We start from the raw sequence: 15,481 nt of genomic DNA, 5'->3' as shown, positions 1-15,481 counted from the left end.
TCCTCTGGATTACCTGCTTCGCTATAGCTACAGACACCACAGGCACAGCTACTGCTCCTGCATATAAAGCAGCATTACCCCAATTACTATAGTACCCTGTATATAATGCGCCTACTACGTCCGCGAAGATGTCGGCTCCAAAGGGTTTAGCATCTTCAGAAGTAAAATATACCGTTTAATTAACCCCTTTCCATTTTAATGGCATACACTTACTACCTAATGTAACTTGTCTATTGATATCTGTTATACCTTCACCAATCTCACTAGTGATGTTATATCGGCTAACTCCATTATTGAGACCTTCAGCAAAGTCCCCTACCCCACCAACAACTTACACTCAATCTTTATGTGAGCAGATTGATTTTATTTAGTAAATCATCTGAATTCCAAAACCCAAAATTCTTGTTTATGCTAATTATACCATTAGTTCTCTCCAATACTAAAATATCACCATTGAACAATAATCGAGCATCTTCCCTGGTATTATTTAAAAGATAGATACACATATCTATCATGTTTATTCTTGCAAGTAAATTATCATAAAATTTATCCAGTCTAAAATGTATATCAATTGAGTAATCCCAATCTTCCTCGATAGTCTTATTTTCACTTATTAAATATTCGAAAAATATCTTTTCTGAAAACAAAATTGAAACCATAAAACCTAATCCCTCATAACAATAAACATTTTCACCTTTTGTTATATTCTCTTTTGAAAATAAAATCCTCTTTTCATTAAGATAACTTTCAACAAGGCTGGAAAGTGACATCTTAGTTTTAACTTGTAATCTATATTCTAAAGCCATTCTTTTACAATTCAATATGAGATACCATTTTATTTTTGTCAATTATCATTAACTCTTTTAAGTTTTCTACCGGATAATCAGTAAATTGCTTTTGTAAAGTAGCTATTTCACCATCCCAGTTTTTAAGATTTATTACTACTCTTTCTGTTTGTTTGGCGTCAATTTTAGTTTTAACTTCAGTCCATATATTCCTTACGCTTTTATTGGGATTATAAGGAGAGTAACAATCAAATATTTCTCCCTCAATTCTATAATCTGGATTTTTAATTGTGTTAGAAACACTGGGGTTTTGTTCAATGTCAAAGCCTTTTTTAGCTAAGATATCAGCTGCTTCATTTTCTCTAATCAATGAAGTCTTTGTAGCATCATCTAATCCTTCACCAATAACAGTTTTTGTCCCTCTGGGAACTGCATTTGGATTAGGCGCTTTACTAGGTAATGTTTTAATATTCCCCGCCCCACCAACATCATCCACCAGTTCAACTTTATTATTAACCTTCTTGAGCCTTTTGCTCCTCTGGATTACCTGCTTCGCTATAGCTACAGACACCACAGGCACAGCTACTGCTCCTGCATATAAAGCAGCATTACCCCAATCACTATAGTACCCTGTATATAATGCGCCTACTACGTCCGCGAAGATGTCCGCTCCAAAAGGGAGCTAATGCCAGGCTTAATGCATCTATACCGGCCATGGTATTACTGTATACAACTTGATTCTGACCTATCAGAAAGTCACTTCCCCCAGGGCCGGCAGCCGCATCCCTATCGTCATCCAAATAACCATTGAAATGTTCTTCCGCTTTTTAACTACTTTTATAGCAATACTTGAAATTAAAAAACCTCAGTTCGTTTTCCTTTATATTTAACAATTTTTATACTTTGCTTAAGTTCAAAAGTCTTTAAAATTTAAAAATTCTGCTGAAAGAGTCCTATTTAAACTGACATTTTATGAAAGAAAAAATTATTCGGGCTGTTTATGATGACGATACAATCACTGTTTATCAAGCTTACCGAAAAGAAATTGCCATACCAGCCATTAAAGCCCAGAAATTTGTTCCCCCTTTTAAAATGGAACGAATGACTTGGGTCAAACCTTCTTTCCTTTGGATGATGTACCGCTCTGGATGGGCAACAAAAGAAGGACAGGAATATGTTCTGGCAATAAAGATTACACGTGAAGGCTGGGAATGGGCTCTAAAAAACTCTTGCTTATCGCACTTTGTAAAAGAGGTACATGGTTCGCTTGATTCTTGGAAAGATTCGTTGCAAAAAGCACCGGTACGCATCCAATGGGATCCGGAAAAGGATATTTTTCTCAATAACCTAGATTACCGTTCTATTCAAGTGGGGTTGACAGGTATTGCCGTTGAAAAATATGTGAATGATTGGATTGTTTCTATTGAGGATATTTCTGACAAATGCAGACAAATACATTCGTTAGTATTAGACAAAAAAATAGAGGAAGCAAAACAATTACTTCCTCATGAAAATATATATCCTTTGCCTGATAATCTTAAAACTCAGATTCTCTATTCTTCATAAACTCCCACCTACCTAATTTTTTACGCTTTTCAATCTGATGTAGGCCTAAATCTCTAATCCTATCATCTTTCGTCTCATTTGAAAGCTTCTCTAATGCTTCAAAATTATAAGGTTCTGGCTGCGCACCAATAGAGTATATAATTTTTTTTATATAGGGATATTTTATATCCTCTCCTTCTAAATAACTTGGAATGTTAGTAATAGCTTGTATCAAAACAGGAATATTTGTGCTATCATCATTAAAATAAGTCTGAAAAGCAGTAACAATACTAGAGTGCTGAAAATGATCCTGAGTTATTAAATATTTCTGATATAACTTCCCTTCTTCTTCCTTAGTTAATTGATTTGGCATATCCCATAACACGGCTTCAAAGTTATGGTAATCTTTACTAGTCATAAAACTATCCAAATAATATTTCATTTCACTATAGGAGGCCCTAAAGTTTATCTCCTTTTCAAGCTCTTCTTTAGTAATTAACCCCGCAGAACGTCTTTTCAATGTAGACAATTCTTTTTCTGTAAGTTCTCTCATTGTACCACTTCAAAGTTTAATATATTGTCATTGAACAACTTTCCCCTCCAGTCAGGGCCTAATTCTTCCTAAATCTATATTCACTTGTTTTGAATTGGTATTTTTTGTTGTTTCCTGTTTAAAATAAACTCCCCCTCTTTCAATCCAACCAGCTGGCTTTTGAGGGTTAGGTATATCAGGGTATAAATAAGCTGCTCTGGATGATTGATCCCTAATACCTTTTGCTGCTAAAGCATCTAAAGTCCCAGGTTTAACCTGAATCTTTACAATAACACCTTCAACACCATAACCGACAGATTTAATGTACTCTAAAGAAGGAGAGGTAAACATTTCAGATGTATTTGAAGTAACTTTCAACTTATTATTAGCTATGAGATATTCAAAATCTGAATCGGTCATTCCTCTAAAAAAAACTTCTCCCTGTTCATACACCTCATAGTCACCTATCTTTTTTTCAAATTTACCAAGAGTTAATTGTCTTCCCCTCTTAGCAACTTCCCCTTCAGCCTTGAGCACCCACTCCTCATAACTACCTCTTACTGCTTTAAAGTTAGCAATAAGCCTTGGATCTTTCGCATAGTCTTGCGCTAATTTTGTGACTAATTTAGGGTTACCCTCCAGCCTTGTCAGCTCATTTTGGCTGAGCCTGCGGATAAAGTTGTCCAGCTCATACATTTTGGCATTTGAGCCTACCTCACTTCTGGAAGAGGTAAGAGCATTTCTTATATTCGGATAGCGTGCAAGAAAGGTTTCGCTCATCCTTGCCCTTACCTGTGTTTCTACCAATTTTGCCCGGGAGTTGTAAAGGCGCATCCGTTGGCTATAAGCAGGAATGACTTTAAGGGAGTTTGTAGCCATATTAGTACCTACTCCTAATGCATGAAGAGAATAAATAAGCCCCATCATGGTCATGTACTTCTCTCCCAAATAGAAGGCACTCTCAGTTCCATACTGGGCTACATACTGATCATAGCTTGAATGCAATGCAATGGGACCTGCATTTTTATGACCACTTTCACTTTGCTGAATTACTTTAAAAAATGGTGCCGTACTTCCATCCTGGTCAATCTCTTTTAACCTCTGCCTCGTTTTTAAATCAGAAAAGATGTAATCCGTTCTCTTCGAAAACTTCTAAATAATCAAAAAGAGTCGAGTTTATAATCTCCTTAAAAAAAACTCATTAATAATGATTTTTCATCATCATTCAATTTTTCAAACACTCGATTATAGGCATTTCTTGAGGTTTGGTAGACCTTGATAAATTGCCTTCTTTACTCCCTTGTAATGGCGATCTATAATTTTTTCGATTATGATTTGACCATATTCATTAAGTACCTCTTTATCCTTTTTCATAAGCTTATTTGTTATTTATTCCATTCCACGACTATCTGTAAGCACAGCTCGCAGACTTAACACAAATTGATCTGGGATACCAAAACCAAACAAGCTTACACTCAAAGTTATAATAAAACAGGATTGGCAGTTATTCCGGCGAGCCTAATCATAGACATAGGTGCAGGATAAAGCTTTCCGTTTACATCCGTCTTTTTTCCTGATTCATTCAAGATACAACCACATAAATCACATGTGAATATCAGTATATTATCATTATTAACCATTACGCGCAAATTATCATCCCCACAACATGGACAAAGTATATCAGATTTAAATACCAATAATTCCCATAAAACATCTCTAACTTTAATTACAGCTCTATCATATGTAAGGGGTGGCCGGTTCAGTAAATCGACATCAATTAACTCTTTTAATGAATACCAAGGAGTAATATTATTTTCCGGAAAGAAGCAATTCTCAAAATATTCTAAATAACTATGATAAAGTTCTTGAACCTTTTCATCTTTTATTTTCTTAACTTCTTGAGTCCAGCGAAGTAATATTTTCAATAGTGTTTCTCTATCTAAGCTTGAACGTTGAACTTTTAGTTCTTCTTCCAACTCTTTCCATTTTTCTAACAGAATATGACTCATGGTTTAGCTATTGGGTAGACTGTGATTACATTTCCTTTAACATCTGGAATCTCGGTTCCATAGTGTTCAGTAAATAAATTTTCAGGATTTTGGAGGTTAAGCCTATAGTAATATAATATTTGGTCTACCTAATACTGCTGCTCCAGTTACAGACATTCGTTTGCTCGTGCTCATTCCGGGCTGTCATTCTTCAACTCCTTACTAAATCGCTCGATCCAGCCACCTTCTATAATGGGTTCGGCTTTAAGCATCTCACTGATCTTGTTCAAGTCTACCTGCTGACCTTCTTGTTCATAAACAATTTTGAATTGCTCGTTTTCTTCGAAAACCCGCAGTACGTCAAATAAAAAATTCCCAAGGGTGTTTTTCATATACCTTTGAAGGATGCGAAAGCTTTCATCATCAATCTTGCTTAGAACTTCGACATAATCCTTAAACAATTGGGGGGGATTTTCTTTCTTTCGAAGACTTTCCATATTCGCATAAGTAGGGTCGAAACATTCTTGTATTAATTTCCTTCCTATTTCATTAAGTATTTCTTGATTGCTTTTCATAACATTATTTGTTTAAACCATTCCACGGTATATTAGTAATTAACGTTACACCTTGTGCTTTAAGATCTTCCAATGCTTTCAGTACCCACCCAGTAGCAATGTCTTCCGGGATGCCGGCATTTTTCATTGCTCTTATTTCTATCTGTACCATATCAGTCAAAGTCAATTTCACACTTGGATTAGCTCTCCTCCAGGTAGAATAAAGGCTGTTTTGCTGACCTGTAATCGTTCCGTGAATGTTTCTAATTCCTGCAACCTCATCTAACTTTTGAGGAGACACACTAAAAGCTTTATTGTAGTCATAAGCGATATCTCCTTCAAAAGCTTTTTTAGCTGTTGGGTGGTGGCCTTTTACTGTTTTGTAGTCTCCGGTACCTTCAAGCACATATCTAGCCTTAGTTTTAAGGCCTGAAATCAAGCCATCAATCTCATCAGTAAACCGGATTCCAGCTCCTACTACACGAGCTCCTACATTTCCTGCACCATCTTCTACAATTTCAATTGCATCATCCAGAGTTTTGCCATCAATTACGTACTTCACTCCTGCCAGCTTCGCTAAGATCCTTTCACCCCCATAGTTCCAATATATATCCTGCAGCACCCCATCAGCGAACCTCCCAATTTGCTTGATCCCCTGACTGCCATACAGGATTACCTCATTGGTACCTTTCATGACCACTTTCAGGCCTGCCTGCCGTGCACCAACAAGGAAACTTCGTGTAGCAGTGGCCACCTTGGTAAAATCAAATACCTTGTTACCTATCTTGATGACCAAGGCTGTGATCCCAGCCTTCGCTAATGCTTCACCTGGAATTACGTCAAAGGCACCCAACACCTGTTCCCACCATTTCAACTCATTTCCAGTTCGCCAGTGATTACCAGTAATCCAGCCATATATTGTGGGTACTCCGGTTGGTGCTGTAACAAGGTCAGCCGTAAATTCAGCATAGGCTACCAGCCAGCCTTCCTGTCGAGCAATCTTCGCATCTTGAATACGCATGTAGTTCCAAAAAGATTCTGAAATCCCTTCTGTAAAAGCCGCCTCTGCTTCAAAGTAAGGAACTTTGTAAATGTTCCTAAGCATATCCATCAGTTGTTCCTCTTCCATTCCTGAATGGAAAGTGGTCTCTTGCTCTATCGTAGCATTCTCTGCAATGGCTACACTTGTCCTAACCTTACAGTCACTTCCACCACAGTCAATTGTGACATCGTTATAGAACCCTTTATCGTCCAGAAATTTTTTCAATACTAGCGCAGCTCTATGCCAATGAGGCTTGGCCATAAATTCTTCCTTCAGGGCGACTACATCTTCCTCTGATAAACCCTCTTCACTTCCTTCCGCAGGCATCCCCTCTTCCATAAACCTCTTCACAATCGTATCATAAAGGGGAGCAAGCAATTCGCTTTCGTCCACTTCAATGAAATCATAGGTTTTATCATGAAGGCCTGCTTTTTCGAACTCCTCTGTCGCAATGCGCTCCAGCTGTTGCTTAGTACCATATTTATTGATTACAGCCTCTGACCCATCTACCATCATCGCAACTGTATAAGCTCCCTTGAAGTCTTTTGTAAAGCTGAAGTGAACCCTTCCATACATTGACAGGTCTTCATACTCACGCTCACCCAATTCACGCAGGGCTTCAGGTATAAGCGCTTCTCCATCTACATACACCAAACAAATGAATTCCGAAGCAGGTGTAAATTCAAGCTGCTTCATCCTTTTATTGATTCTAAAAGCGTTGATAACACTGCGTGCCTCTTGAAAAGCAACCCTCTTTTCCTCTTCCGGCAGCGCCATAAAGGCTTCCACCTCCTCCTTCATTTCGGGGTTCTGAGCCGCCAGTGCAAAGGCTAAAGCCAAATATTGCTGGTCCTCCACATAGGGTGCCTGGGCTTGCAGTTGCTCTACAGGAAGAAGCAAGAGCAACAAAGAGAGCAAGAGTAATGTGTAGCTGTTTTTCATTCTATAATACCTTTTCAAAACCTGCATCAAACGAACATGAAATAATTCCCACAAGCTTTACATAGCCACTTACATTCCCGCTTATGGTACTTGGCTTGGGGTTAAATTTTACCAGCATATTACCCTGGCAGTACAAATCCACCAACGTTACGCTTCCTTTAAGGGCAAAGGCTTGATAATCTACTATCACCCTGCCCCATAAATCAACCCACACACCTGCTTCCAGCAGCATAAAGGACGGGCTGTACTGCGCTTTCGCCACCAGACCAAAGGCAACTCCGGCATCCACACGTATCCCCAATGCGAACACACCTGCCTTAAAGCTGGCGCCTGCAGCAACAGAGAACTGCAGCCCTAGTCCTAATTCGGCTGTATTTTGGTTGACGTCCAACCAGCCGGTAGGTGACCAGCCGGCACAACCGGGTACAAAAGTCAGCCGTTCCTCACGAGAACCCAGGGCTACCCGCCATGCGCCAGGCTTTACATCCACCAGGATGGAACCCGATGCACATAAAGCACCAGGTTTATCAATAGTCACTGCTCCATAGCCAATGAAGTGTTCTTCGGCTGAGTTATATTTGATGGAGACTACTCCCAGGGCCATGGCATTTTCGTCAATCTTTAGCACATCGGGCTTGGTATTCACTAATTGCATATTGCCGTCAAACTCCACTACATAGTCTCCACTCTCTTGCATTTCAATGCCAGCAGCCACATCCAGCCGCATGGTTGACCCCTTCTTATCTGCATCAAAAAAAACAAAATTCAGGTAGGCACCATATTTCATGGTAGAGTCCGGCACTATGGCCTTGCCAGGCTCATCTCTCATGTGAGAGTACACCCGTCCTGAGGCACCTACCATACTAACCGGCCCCATGTTTACCGGAGAATCAAATGGTTTAGCCCTTCGTGTTAAGGCTCCTCCTGCCTGCACTTCACCGTCTCCCGGAGAGATCTGACAGAACCAGTAGGGATTCCCTCCTTTTCGGCCATTGATAAAAACCCCGTCCAGCGAGAAGGGCTTGGGTACTTTTACTGCAAAATCAATATTCCCCCTCCATACGGTTCCGTATACAGGGTCCTCCGGTGTATGCTTAACCACCCCGTTTAAGGAAACAAATTTGGTGTTGATTTTAATAAATACGGGATCCAGGGCTAGTGCCCCTTTCAGGTCACCTTTTCTTATCTTATCCCCCAGGTCACTAAAATCCATAGGGATACTGATGCCAATACTTTCCGATAAGTTGTCCAGGGCATCACCGGTAGCTGCTTCTATGGCTGCTTTGGCTACAATTACTGCTACTTCCCCTACTAACTGGTCTAAAATTAGCTTGGTATCAATGTTTTTAAAGGCATCCTGCCCCAGCGCTTCCAGGTTAGAAAGTAGCTTTTTGAAATCGATCTTCTGGTCAAAAATTACTTTCGCCAGCCCCTCTAACTTTTTGCCTACATTCCCTTTGAATTCCGCATGCCCTTCTCCCGCCTTCACATCCAGGCCAACTGAGACCATTTCATTTTTGATGTAAACAGCCGCATTTTTAGCCAGCTCTTCTTTTATATAAAAGGTTAATGGCACTGTAACATTCTCGCCCACCGATTGTACAATGGCTGCCTGCACCTCTTTGGTAATGGTAGTTTGTATTCTTGCCGCTGCCCCGTTTATCTGTTCATAAACAACTGTATTCTCTGCAGATACCATTGTAAGAGAGCGGTCACGTAAATTCTCCACCAGGAAGCCTACCTGGTCTCCAATTTTTTCATTAAGGCTATCAGTCAGCTGATTAATCTTTGTGGTAATTTTCGCATTCAGCTTGTCTGCTTGCGCATTAATAAGCACTGTAATAGGATCACTTAAAAGAAGCAAGAGCGAATCGAAATAAACCTTTTGTCTCTGGTTAAAATCATTATAAAGCTGAAACAAGGCTGCTGTTGTAGAGTCCATTTGTTCTACTGGAAGCAAGGCGATATCCATGCTGGAATAGGAAGTGTCACCGGAAGAAGAAGCCAGGTTGTTTTTTACTTTTTCCGCCTGCTCAACAATCTCCGGGCTACTTGCATTGATAGCTTTTTCATCAAAAGTAGGCAATGGCACGTCTGAAGTACCACCTCCGTCTCCACTACTTCCGGAACTTCCGGTAGCGTTCTCATAATTTATTGTAGGGTTGCTTTCTTTACTGGCAAAGGAATTGGCGGCTACTGTATATATATTAGCTTCAGGAGGACCCGTATTACCACTCACGTCTTCTGCCATCATCACCTTACCGCTAATACCAAAGGAATATTGGCCTGAGCTGCTCCCTGCCCCTATACCATCTATAGTAATGGGAAAACCACTTACCTTGGCATTTACTTGTTTATTTAATGCTACAGCTCCATTGGGCTGCCCAAAGCCTATTGCATTATTTCCCCATACTTTAAAGCCGTTTACCGCTTTTAACTCAACTCCCATAGAAGGCCATTCCAAATCCAGGGCCATATCCAGCCTGTTCCTGTTAGCAAATACAGCTCGCTTAATTAAGATTTTAACCTCCTGTTCTCCTCCTCCTTTATTAAAGGTAAAGTTGGTTTCGTCCAGTTGGTCCATATAGCCTTCCTTAAACCCATAGTCTGAAAGTGGAATGGTGTAGGAGAAGTAGTTGACCGTATCAATAAAAGGGATTAACATCCCGCCTTTGAGATGGCTTTCGGAAATGGAGTTATTAATAACAGAAAGTTTTAATGCATAAAGTTGCGATTGAAACTCATTAAAAGAGGCTTTTGCTGAAGCATTGAATTGCTGTGTCAATTTTAAATCAAGTCCTTTGCTGCTTACCCAGTTTTCTATTTCATTTCCTTCCTCAATAGCAAATTCATGTTCCAGTTCCTGCTGTAAAGACAGCTGATCGGTTTTATCAATGGTGGTTTTATAATTTAGCTTAAACTGATCGATATAAACCCCTTTCCATGCCTTGTCGGCCACCAGCTTAGCCGGAGATTCTTCTTCCGACAAATCGATAATAAAATGCTGCGGTAACATGAAAATATCCGCATTTTTTAACAGGGCTACCTGGCCATTGATCTTCTTTAAAGCTTGTTCATGTGGGGTGATGTAAAACAATTGCCGTGCATCATGAATAGGAAGGCTTAGTAGCCCGCCCTCCTTCGTTTTTACTTTTTCAGGCAGGCTAATTGCGCCATAAAGTTTAAAGTAAAAAGTATTATTCTGGATAACGTATGCCGAAACGGTATCTAAACTTAGTTTAAAACCATAAGGATCTAATAAGTCAAAGGTATTTTTATCATTTAGATAGGCCCTACCGTTCAATTTGTACTTATCAAAATTCAGCCAGCTGGTATCCGATACTACCTGCGCCACATCAGGCGAAATGGCAGGATGTGGCAAGTCCCAGGTTGTTTTACCCTGCAATGATAAAGCATCTTTGTTTAACCTGAAACGCTCAGGTGCAAACACTGCCTTCCCGTTCTTTTCATATTGAGGCTGTAAAGCGATGGTATCAATTGAAGGGAACTCATGAATAATTTCTCCCGATTCCAATACAAAGCGCCCACCAGTCAGTTCCTTAATTTTTAGATTCTCGAACTTTATAATAGCTGTATCCGTCTTGCTCCAGCGGACCTTGCCTATTCCGGAAAGCTTAGTCAGGTCAGCACTTTCCGTGGAAGAAACCTGTACAATATGCATGCCTGCATTAAATTGTTCAATTATACCGGGGCCTCTAAAAGTAAATACTGTGCTTTTTGCGACTTCCTGTTGGCCGGAAACAGCTATCACCTGCCATGCATAATCCGTCATCGGATCCAGTGGCCTGTCCAGCAGAAAGTTAAAGCCGGTAGTGGCCGTTAAAGGATTGGTTTTCTTTTCGTACCATATAGTATTTGACAGCATAGCCTGCTCCGGCTCCTGTCCATCATTTACTTTTACAATCTTCAAATAATAAGCAAATGGCTGCCCCGGCACTCTCTTATCCGGTGCTGACCATTTGAAGTATACAGGATCTTTTTTAGAAAACCCACTTTCATTTAAAGGTTCATTTAGTGCAATACTTCCTCCCATAGGATAACCAAAATAGAACCAGCACACTTCACTATATCCCTGATTTTTGAAAACATCTTTTCCTTCCGGATCAATTGCCTGTACCTGGTAAACATATAGTTTTCCGGGATCCAGTGTGGGTGAGGCAATATTGTAGAGATAATTCGTCTGATTAAGTAATTCAGATTCAAATATTTTCAACGTTTTACCATTGGCAATCGCACTTCTGGGGTTCGTTGAGGGATCTGTTACTTCATATAAATGCAATTTGTAGCTGGGGCCGAAACCTGTATTCGGTGAAATAGCATTGGCTTGTTGCCACTGAAACAGGATGTTCTGGGGAACGGCCGGCTCAACATAGGTATCACATAAAGGATTGATGATTCTGGGAGGGTCCTGTAAAATTAACCAGGCATTGGCACATGATTTGGATGAAAGCACTTTTCCTGAACGATAGTCCAATACCTCAAAGCAAAATGAGTACATTCCTTCCGGAAGTCTGGCATTCTGTCGCAATTCAGCAGCTGATATTCCGGAAAAATTCAGGTTATTAAAGTCAAAATACTCAGCAAGGTCTGCACCACTTAACATTACCGGCACACCAGGTGTTATATTGAGAGGTTGAACAGGAAAAAAGTCCGGACGGGTTTGAATTTTCAGCTTGGTACTTTCTATGGTTAAGCGAAGCCGTACATCCCACGAGGGTTCATTATAATCATTAAAGATGATGTTGGTGGTTAGTTTGTTAGATCCTGCCTGGTAGTAATCGCTCAGGTAAACAGAATAGGGCGCACTAACTGTAGTATTGATGGTTGCCGGAAGCCGCTGTGCGTTAGCACTTACCATGCAAATAAAAATTAAACCAAATGCAAAAAAGAACCTTTTGCTAAACGGATAGTTCATTATGTTAATTAGCGGTGCCAATTGGCTATAAAACGTTCCCTTTTCCATTACTAAAATGTATAACTATAAAGAATCCCTGCCCTTAGTTCATTAAAAGACTTGTTATTTTCTGTGTAAGCTTCTCTGCTCACATAAGTAGCATCAAAGGACAGCGTATGTTTTTTTGCATAAGAATAAGCTGTCATGAATTTTGTACTATAAATATCTGCAGCCTTTTCTGCGTTGAGTTGATTATACAGAGCAGTTGAGGTTAAGCTGCATTTTAAAGATCGTTTAAAAAAATGCTTCGCAACAACAAGAGAAGGCCCAAAAGATTTATTTCTTACCTGCTCACTTGAATTATCATTATAGTTAAATGACGTACTTACCGTAAAATCTGCAGGCACATAATTAAGCTGATACCCTGCATTAACATTGTAAAAAGTAGTGTTATTTCCCTGGTTACTACTGGCATCCTGATAGCTGGCATTTGAAAAGAGTACATTGCGAAAGTCTCCTTCTCCTACAGAATAATTAGCGCCTAAAGAAGCATTATTAGTCACCTGAAGGTAGTATAATGAATCTCGCATGATAGGACTTAGAGTGTTGGCGGAGAACTGAGTAAGCTGGCTACTTGCATTAAAGTTAGCAACAGAAGCATTCAGGTTAAGATGGTTACTTACAGTATAAGCAATGTTTGCTCCTGCCACAATCCGTACCATACTTGACAACTGCTCATCATCCAAATTATTTCTTTGGACTCCAGCATTGGTTGACACATTGATCTTTCCTTTTAACATGCGCCAGGAAACACCCCCGGTAATATCTTCCAGGTCATTGTTAAGAAATGTGGAACCCATTGTTTTATACTCAGGCCCGATCCTTCTGTACTTTACCTGCAATTGAATCATTTCCCCTCCATAAGTAAGGCTACCTGATATCGCTCCGTTAAACTGAGATGACTCTCTTGGAACATATATACCTCCAAGGTTATTGGCATAGGTGAATTTGTCCAGTACAATTTCAGGGTTTCGGGTATCTGTTGTATAAGCACTCAATGCGTATTCCACATTTATCTGGGTTTTTTCTGTTATCTGCTGACGGGTATTTATTCCCAGTACAAAGTTCTCCTGAGGCTTCAAGCCTACTGAATCAGCTAACGTACGATCTATAGATTCAAGATTATCAGCTGCTTTGAAAAAAATCAGATCAGCCTCCCGCTTCTCATTGCCCACCGTTACTTTACTTCCATAGCCCCAGCGCTCGTAAGCAGGTAGACGACTATTAAATCCCTCCGCCCCTCTTTCATTAAGTGCTCGTGCAAACCTTCCATACATAGCACTTACCTTTACAAGACTATTTTCAGGAGCTACTTCCACACCAACTCCTAAAAACATATTGCCAGCAAGGGTAAATTCAGAAAAATTCAGACTTCTATACCCTAAATGCAGTGTAACACTCTTATAGCGAGGACTTACTCCAAACTGATTAAAAGGCAATTGAGCATCGAAATCGCTTTCCTGCTGACTTACAGTCGCGGTAATAGGAATAGACCATTCAAGAAAACTAATGTTTAAATTGCCTGAGAAGATCCAGTAAAAAGGCTCGCGCCTATTGGGAATACCAGAAACATGATAACCCACAGCATTAGCACTTAAAAAGCCTGAAATTTTGAAGCCTTCTTTAACTTTTTCTTTAGCTTTTTCTGTAAGATTCTCCTGACCAAAGCTCCTAAAGCTAAACATTAACACAATGGCAAGGTAAACGTATTTCAATTAAGCTTTTTTTTAACGAAAAATGACAAAATTCTCTGGATTAACAGACTATTCAGTAGCTGCGTGGTGAATTAAGTTGCAAGTAGTTCAGAAATAAGTGTAAAAAAATTATAGAAAATATTATAATATTACAGGAGTACTGTGCGAATAAAATTACAAGGATAAACCATTGGTCTAATTATTTAACAACCTATATTTCAGATAAAAAGTCATCTTTTTTAGTTTTACACACAGTATAAAGGTCAGTACAAAACCATTATCGGCAACATATATAGTCGTGAAAGATTTAACTAAGGAAAAATATAGTACATCTACAGTTTTATACTTTAATCAGGTAAAGTTTAATTAAATGGCTATTGAATTGATATACTGTTAACAATGAGATATTATTGGTTGCACTCTAATTCTGCTTTTAGTATTAATTTACTTTCTCTGGATTTATTGAGACTTAAGTTTGCAACCTGAGTTTTTTTTTAATCAAAAAAAAATGGCTTCCCTTCTAATGCGGATCAAAATTAATACTTACTTTCTCAAAAGGGTTAAAAGGTGCTCTAGGTTTTTCACCACTACAAAAGCCAGCAAGTATCGTCATCCCGGAAATTTTTGGAGAGCACTGGAAAAAATTATCAGGGATTTTTTCAATGAAATGAAATTTCATTACCTGAATTTTATAGAGTAATAGAAAAGATTGCCTGGTACCTGTCAATGACTATTTAATTGTAGGTTTATAGCATAAAGCAATTCTATAAAAAAGACACTATTTCAACATCCTGTTGAAATGAACAGATTCCCACCTCCCGATAATGATCGGGACAAGTTGCGTGGGAATGACGAGGCTAATAATAATTTCAATGAAAAAACCTATCTTATTGCACAAATAAACAGAAAAACCAAGGTCTGTGGCTCACAGACCTTCCTCTTTTTGCTGGACTGTAAGCCGCAGACCAGTGGAAAAAAAGACCTAAATAAGCAAGCACTAAATGCTTGTCATCACCACAAAAGTCGGCAATTATCGTCATCCCAGAAATTTTTGGAGAGCAACGGAAAAAATTATCAGGGATCTTTTCAATGAAATGAAATTTCATTACCTGACTTTTCTAGAATAATAGAAAAGATGGCTTTGTGCCTGGCAATGACGTAAACTTCTTAAGATTGCTTCAGTCGTACCTCCTTCGCAATGAACTGTGATAAAAATCAAGTAAAAAGTAAAATCATTCAAAATAAAATATTGTTTGATACTAAATCAACCAATATAATCAACTTGATAATAAGTATTGTTTTTGGCAATTGCGAAGGACTGTTTGATCAATTTATTGACTACAGCGATGATGGCCAAATTATGACTTTTACCTTTGGTTCTAAGTCTATCATATAGATTTTGACATGTCGAATTACATTTAATA

At 39.1% G+C, this 15,481-nt stretch carries 13 protein-coding genes; 2 read left to right on the top strand and 11 right to left on the bottom strand.

The genetic code is table 11. The features are described from left to right. Positions 1–344 precede the first annotated feature (344 nt). From IEV85_RS22545 to IEV85_RS22535, 3 genes are all read right to left on the bottom strand, one after another. Positions 345–806, bottom strand: coding sequence for a SitI3 family protein (locus tag IEV85_RS22545; RefSeq protein ID WP_188467539.1), 462 nt, complete (start codon positions 804–806; stop codon positions 345–347). 4 nt (positions 807–810) lie between these two features. After that, positions 811–1,281 carry a CdiA C-terminal domain-containing protein gene (locus tag IEV85_RS22540; protein WP_229712699.1) on the bottom strand — a complete coding sequence of 157 codons (471 nt, stop codon included), beginning with the start codon at positions 1,279–1,281 and terminating at the stop codon, positions 811–813. A 124-nt stretch (positions 1,282–1,405) separates the two neighbouring features. Beyond that, positions 1,406–1,585, bottom strand: coding sequence for a hypothetical protein (locus IEV85_RS22535; RefSeq protein ID WP_188467538.1), 180 nt, complete (start codon positions 1,583–1,585; stop codon positions 1,406–1,408). 172 nt (positions 1,586–1,757) lie between these two features. On the opposite strand from IEV85_RS22535, the gene IEV85_RS22530 reads away from it, so the two are divergent. Further along, positions 1,758–2,351, top strand: coding sequence for a DUF4291 domain-containing protein (locus IEV85_RS22530; protein WP_188467537.1), 594 nt, complete (start codon positions 1,758–1,760; stop codon positions 2,349–2,351). On the opposite strand, the gene IEV85_RS22525 is transcribed toward IEV85_RS22530, so the two are convergent. The 8 genes from IEV85_RS22525 to IEV85_RS22490 form a co-directional block, all read right to left on the bottom strand. Beyond that, positions 2,323–2,883 carry a hypothetical protein gene (locus tag IEV85_RS22525; protein WP_188467536.1) on the bottom strand — a complete coding sequence of 187 codons (561 nt, stop codon included), beginning with the start codon at positions 2,881–2,883 and terminating at the stop codon, positions 2,323–2,325. The genes IEV85_RS22530 and IEV85_RS22525 overlap by 29 nt on opposite strands. A 51-nt stretch (positions 2,884–2,934) precedes the next feature. After that, positions 2,935–3,867, bottom strand: a complete 933-nt coding sequence (locus IEV85_RS22520; protein ID WP_188467535.1) for a hypothetical protein — start codon at positions 3,865–3,867, stop codon at positions 2,935–2,937. A 476-nt stretch (positions 3,868–4,343) separates the two neighbouring features. After that, positions 4,344–4,871, bottom strand: coding sequence for a hypothetical protein (locus IEV85_RS22515; RefSeq protein WP_188467534.1), 528 nt, complete (start codon positions 4,869–4,871; stop codon positions 4,344–4,346). Positions 4,872–5,041: 170 nt separating this feature from the next. After that, positions 5,042–5,425, bottom strand: a complete 384-nt coding sequence (locus IEV85_RS22510) for a hypothetical protein (RefSeq protein WP_188467533.1) — start codon at positions 5,423–5,425, stop codon at positions 5,042–5,044. A gap of 4 nt (positions 5,426–5,429) precedes the next feature. Beyond that, positions 5,430–7,388, bottom strand: coding sequence for a hypothetical protein (locus tag IEV85_RS22505; protein WP_188467532.1), 1,959 nt, complete (start codon positions 7,386–7,388; stop codon positions 5,430–5,432). Position 7,389: 1 nt separating this feature from the next. Next, positions 7,390–12,324, bottom strand: a complete 4,935-nt coding sequence (locus IEV85_RS22500; RefSeq protein ID WP_229712698.1) for a hypothetical protein — start codon at positions 12,322–12,324, stop codon at positions 7,390–7,392. Positions 12,325–12,374: 50 nt separating this feature from the next. Beyond that, positions 12,375–14,078, bottom strand: a complete 1,704-nt coding sequence (locus tag IEV85_RS22495; protein ID WP_188467530.1) for a TonB-dependent receptor — start codon at positions 14,076–14,078, stop codon at positions 12,375–12,377. 499 nt (positions 14,079–14,577) lie between these two features. Continuing rightward, positions 14,578–14,736 carry a hypothetical protein gene (locus IEV85_RS22490; RefSeq protein ID WP_188467529.1) on the bottom strand — a complete coding sequence of 53 codons (159 nt, stop codon included), beginning with the start codon at positions 14,734–14,736 and terminating at the stop codon, positions 14,578–14,580. A gap of 120 nt (positions 14,737–14,856) precedes the next feature. On the opposite strand from IEV85_RS22490, the gene IEV85_RS24955 reads away from it, so the two are divergent. Next, positions 14,857–15,150, top strand: coding sequence for a hypothetical protein (locus tag IEV85_RS24955; RefSeq protein WP_229712697.1), 294 nt, complete (start codon positions 14,857–14,859; stop codon positions 15,148–15,150). Positions 15,151–15,481: the final 331 nt, after the last annotated feature.

The sequence above is a fragment of the Marivirga lumbricoides genome (genome assembly GCF_014636295.1).
Classification (GTDB): domain Bacteria; phylum Bacteroidota; class Bacteroidia; order Cytophagales; family Cyclobacteriaceae; genus Marivirga; species Marivirga lumbricoides.
This window is presented reverse-complemented; position numbering and strand designations above follow the sequence as displayed.

What these genes read in the sequence shown, in the direction of transcription:
- IEV85_RS22500 (WP_229712698.1), bottom strand. Translation starts at nt 12,324, where the DNA reads ATGAACTATCCGTTTAGCAAAAGGTTCTTTTTTGCATTTGGTTTAATT.
- IEV85_RS22515 (WP_188467534.1), bottom strand. Translation starts at nt 4,871, where the DNA reads ATGAGTCATATTCTGTTAGAAAAATGGAAAGAGTTGGAAGAAGAACTA.
- IEV85_RS24955 (WP_229712697.1), top strand. Translation starts at nt 14,857, where the DNA reads ATGAACAGATTCCCACCTCCCGATAATGATCGGGACAAGTTGCGTGGG.
- IEV85_RS22510 (WP_188467533.1), bottom strand. Translation starts at nt 5,425, where the DNA reads ATGAAAAGCAATCAAGAAATACTTAATGAAATAGGAAGGAAATTAATA.
- IEV85_RS22530 (WP_188467537.1), top strand. Translation starts at nt 1,758, where the DNA reads ATGAAAGAAAAAATTATTCGGGCTGTTTATGATGACGATACAATCACT.
- IEV85_RS22490 (WP_188467529.1), bottom strand. Translation starts at nt 14,736, where the DNA reads ATGAAATTTCATTTCATTGAAAAAATCCCTGATAATTTTTTCCAGTGC.
- IEV85_RS22545 (WP_188467539.1), bottom strand. Translation starts at nt 806, where the DNA reads ATGGCTTTAGAATATAGATTACAAGTTAAAACTAAGATGTCACTTTCC.
- IEV85_RS22525 (WP_188467536.1), bottom strand. Translation starts at nt 2,883, where the DNA reads ATGAGAGAACTTACAGAAAAAGAATTGTCTACATTGAAAAGACGTTCT.
- IEV85_RS22505 (WP_188467532.1), bottom strand. Translation starts at nt 7,388, where the DNA reads ATGAAAAACAGCTACACATTACTCTTGCTCTCTTTGTTGCTCTTGCTT.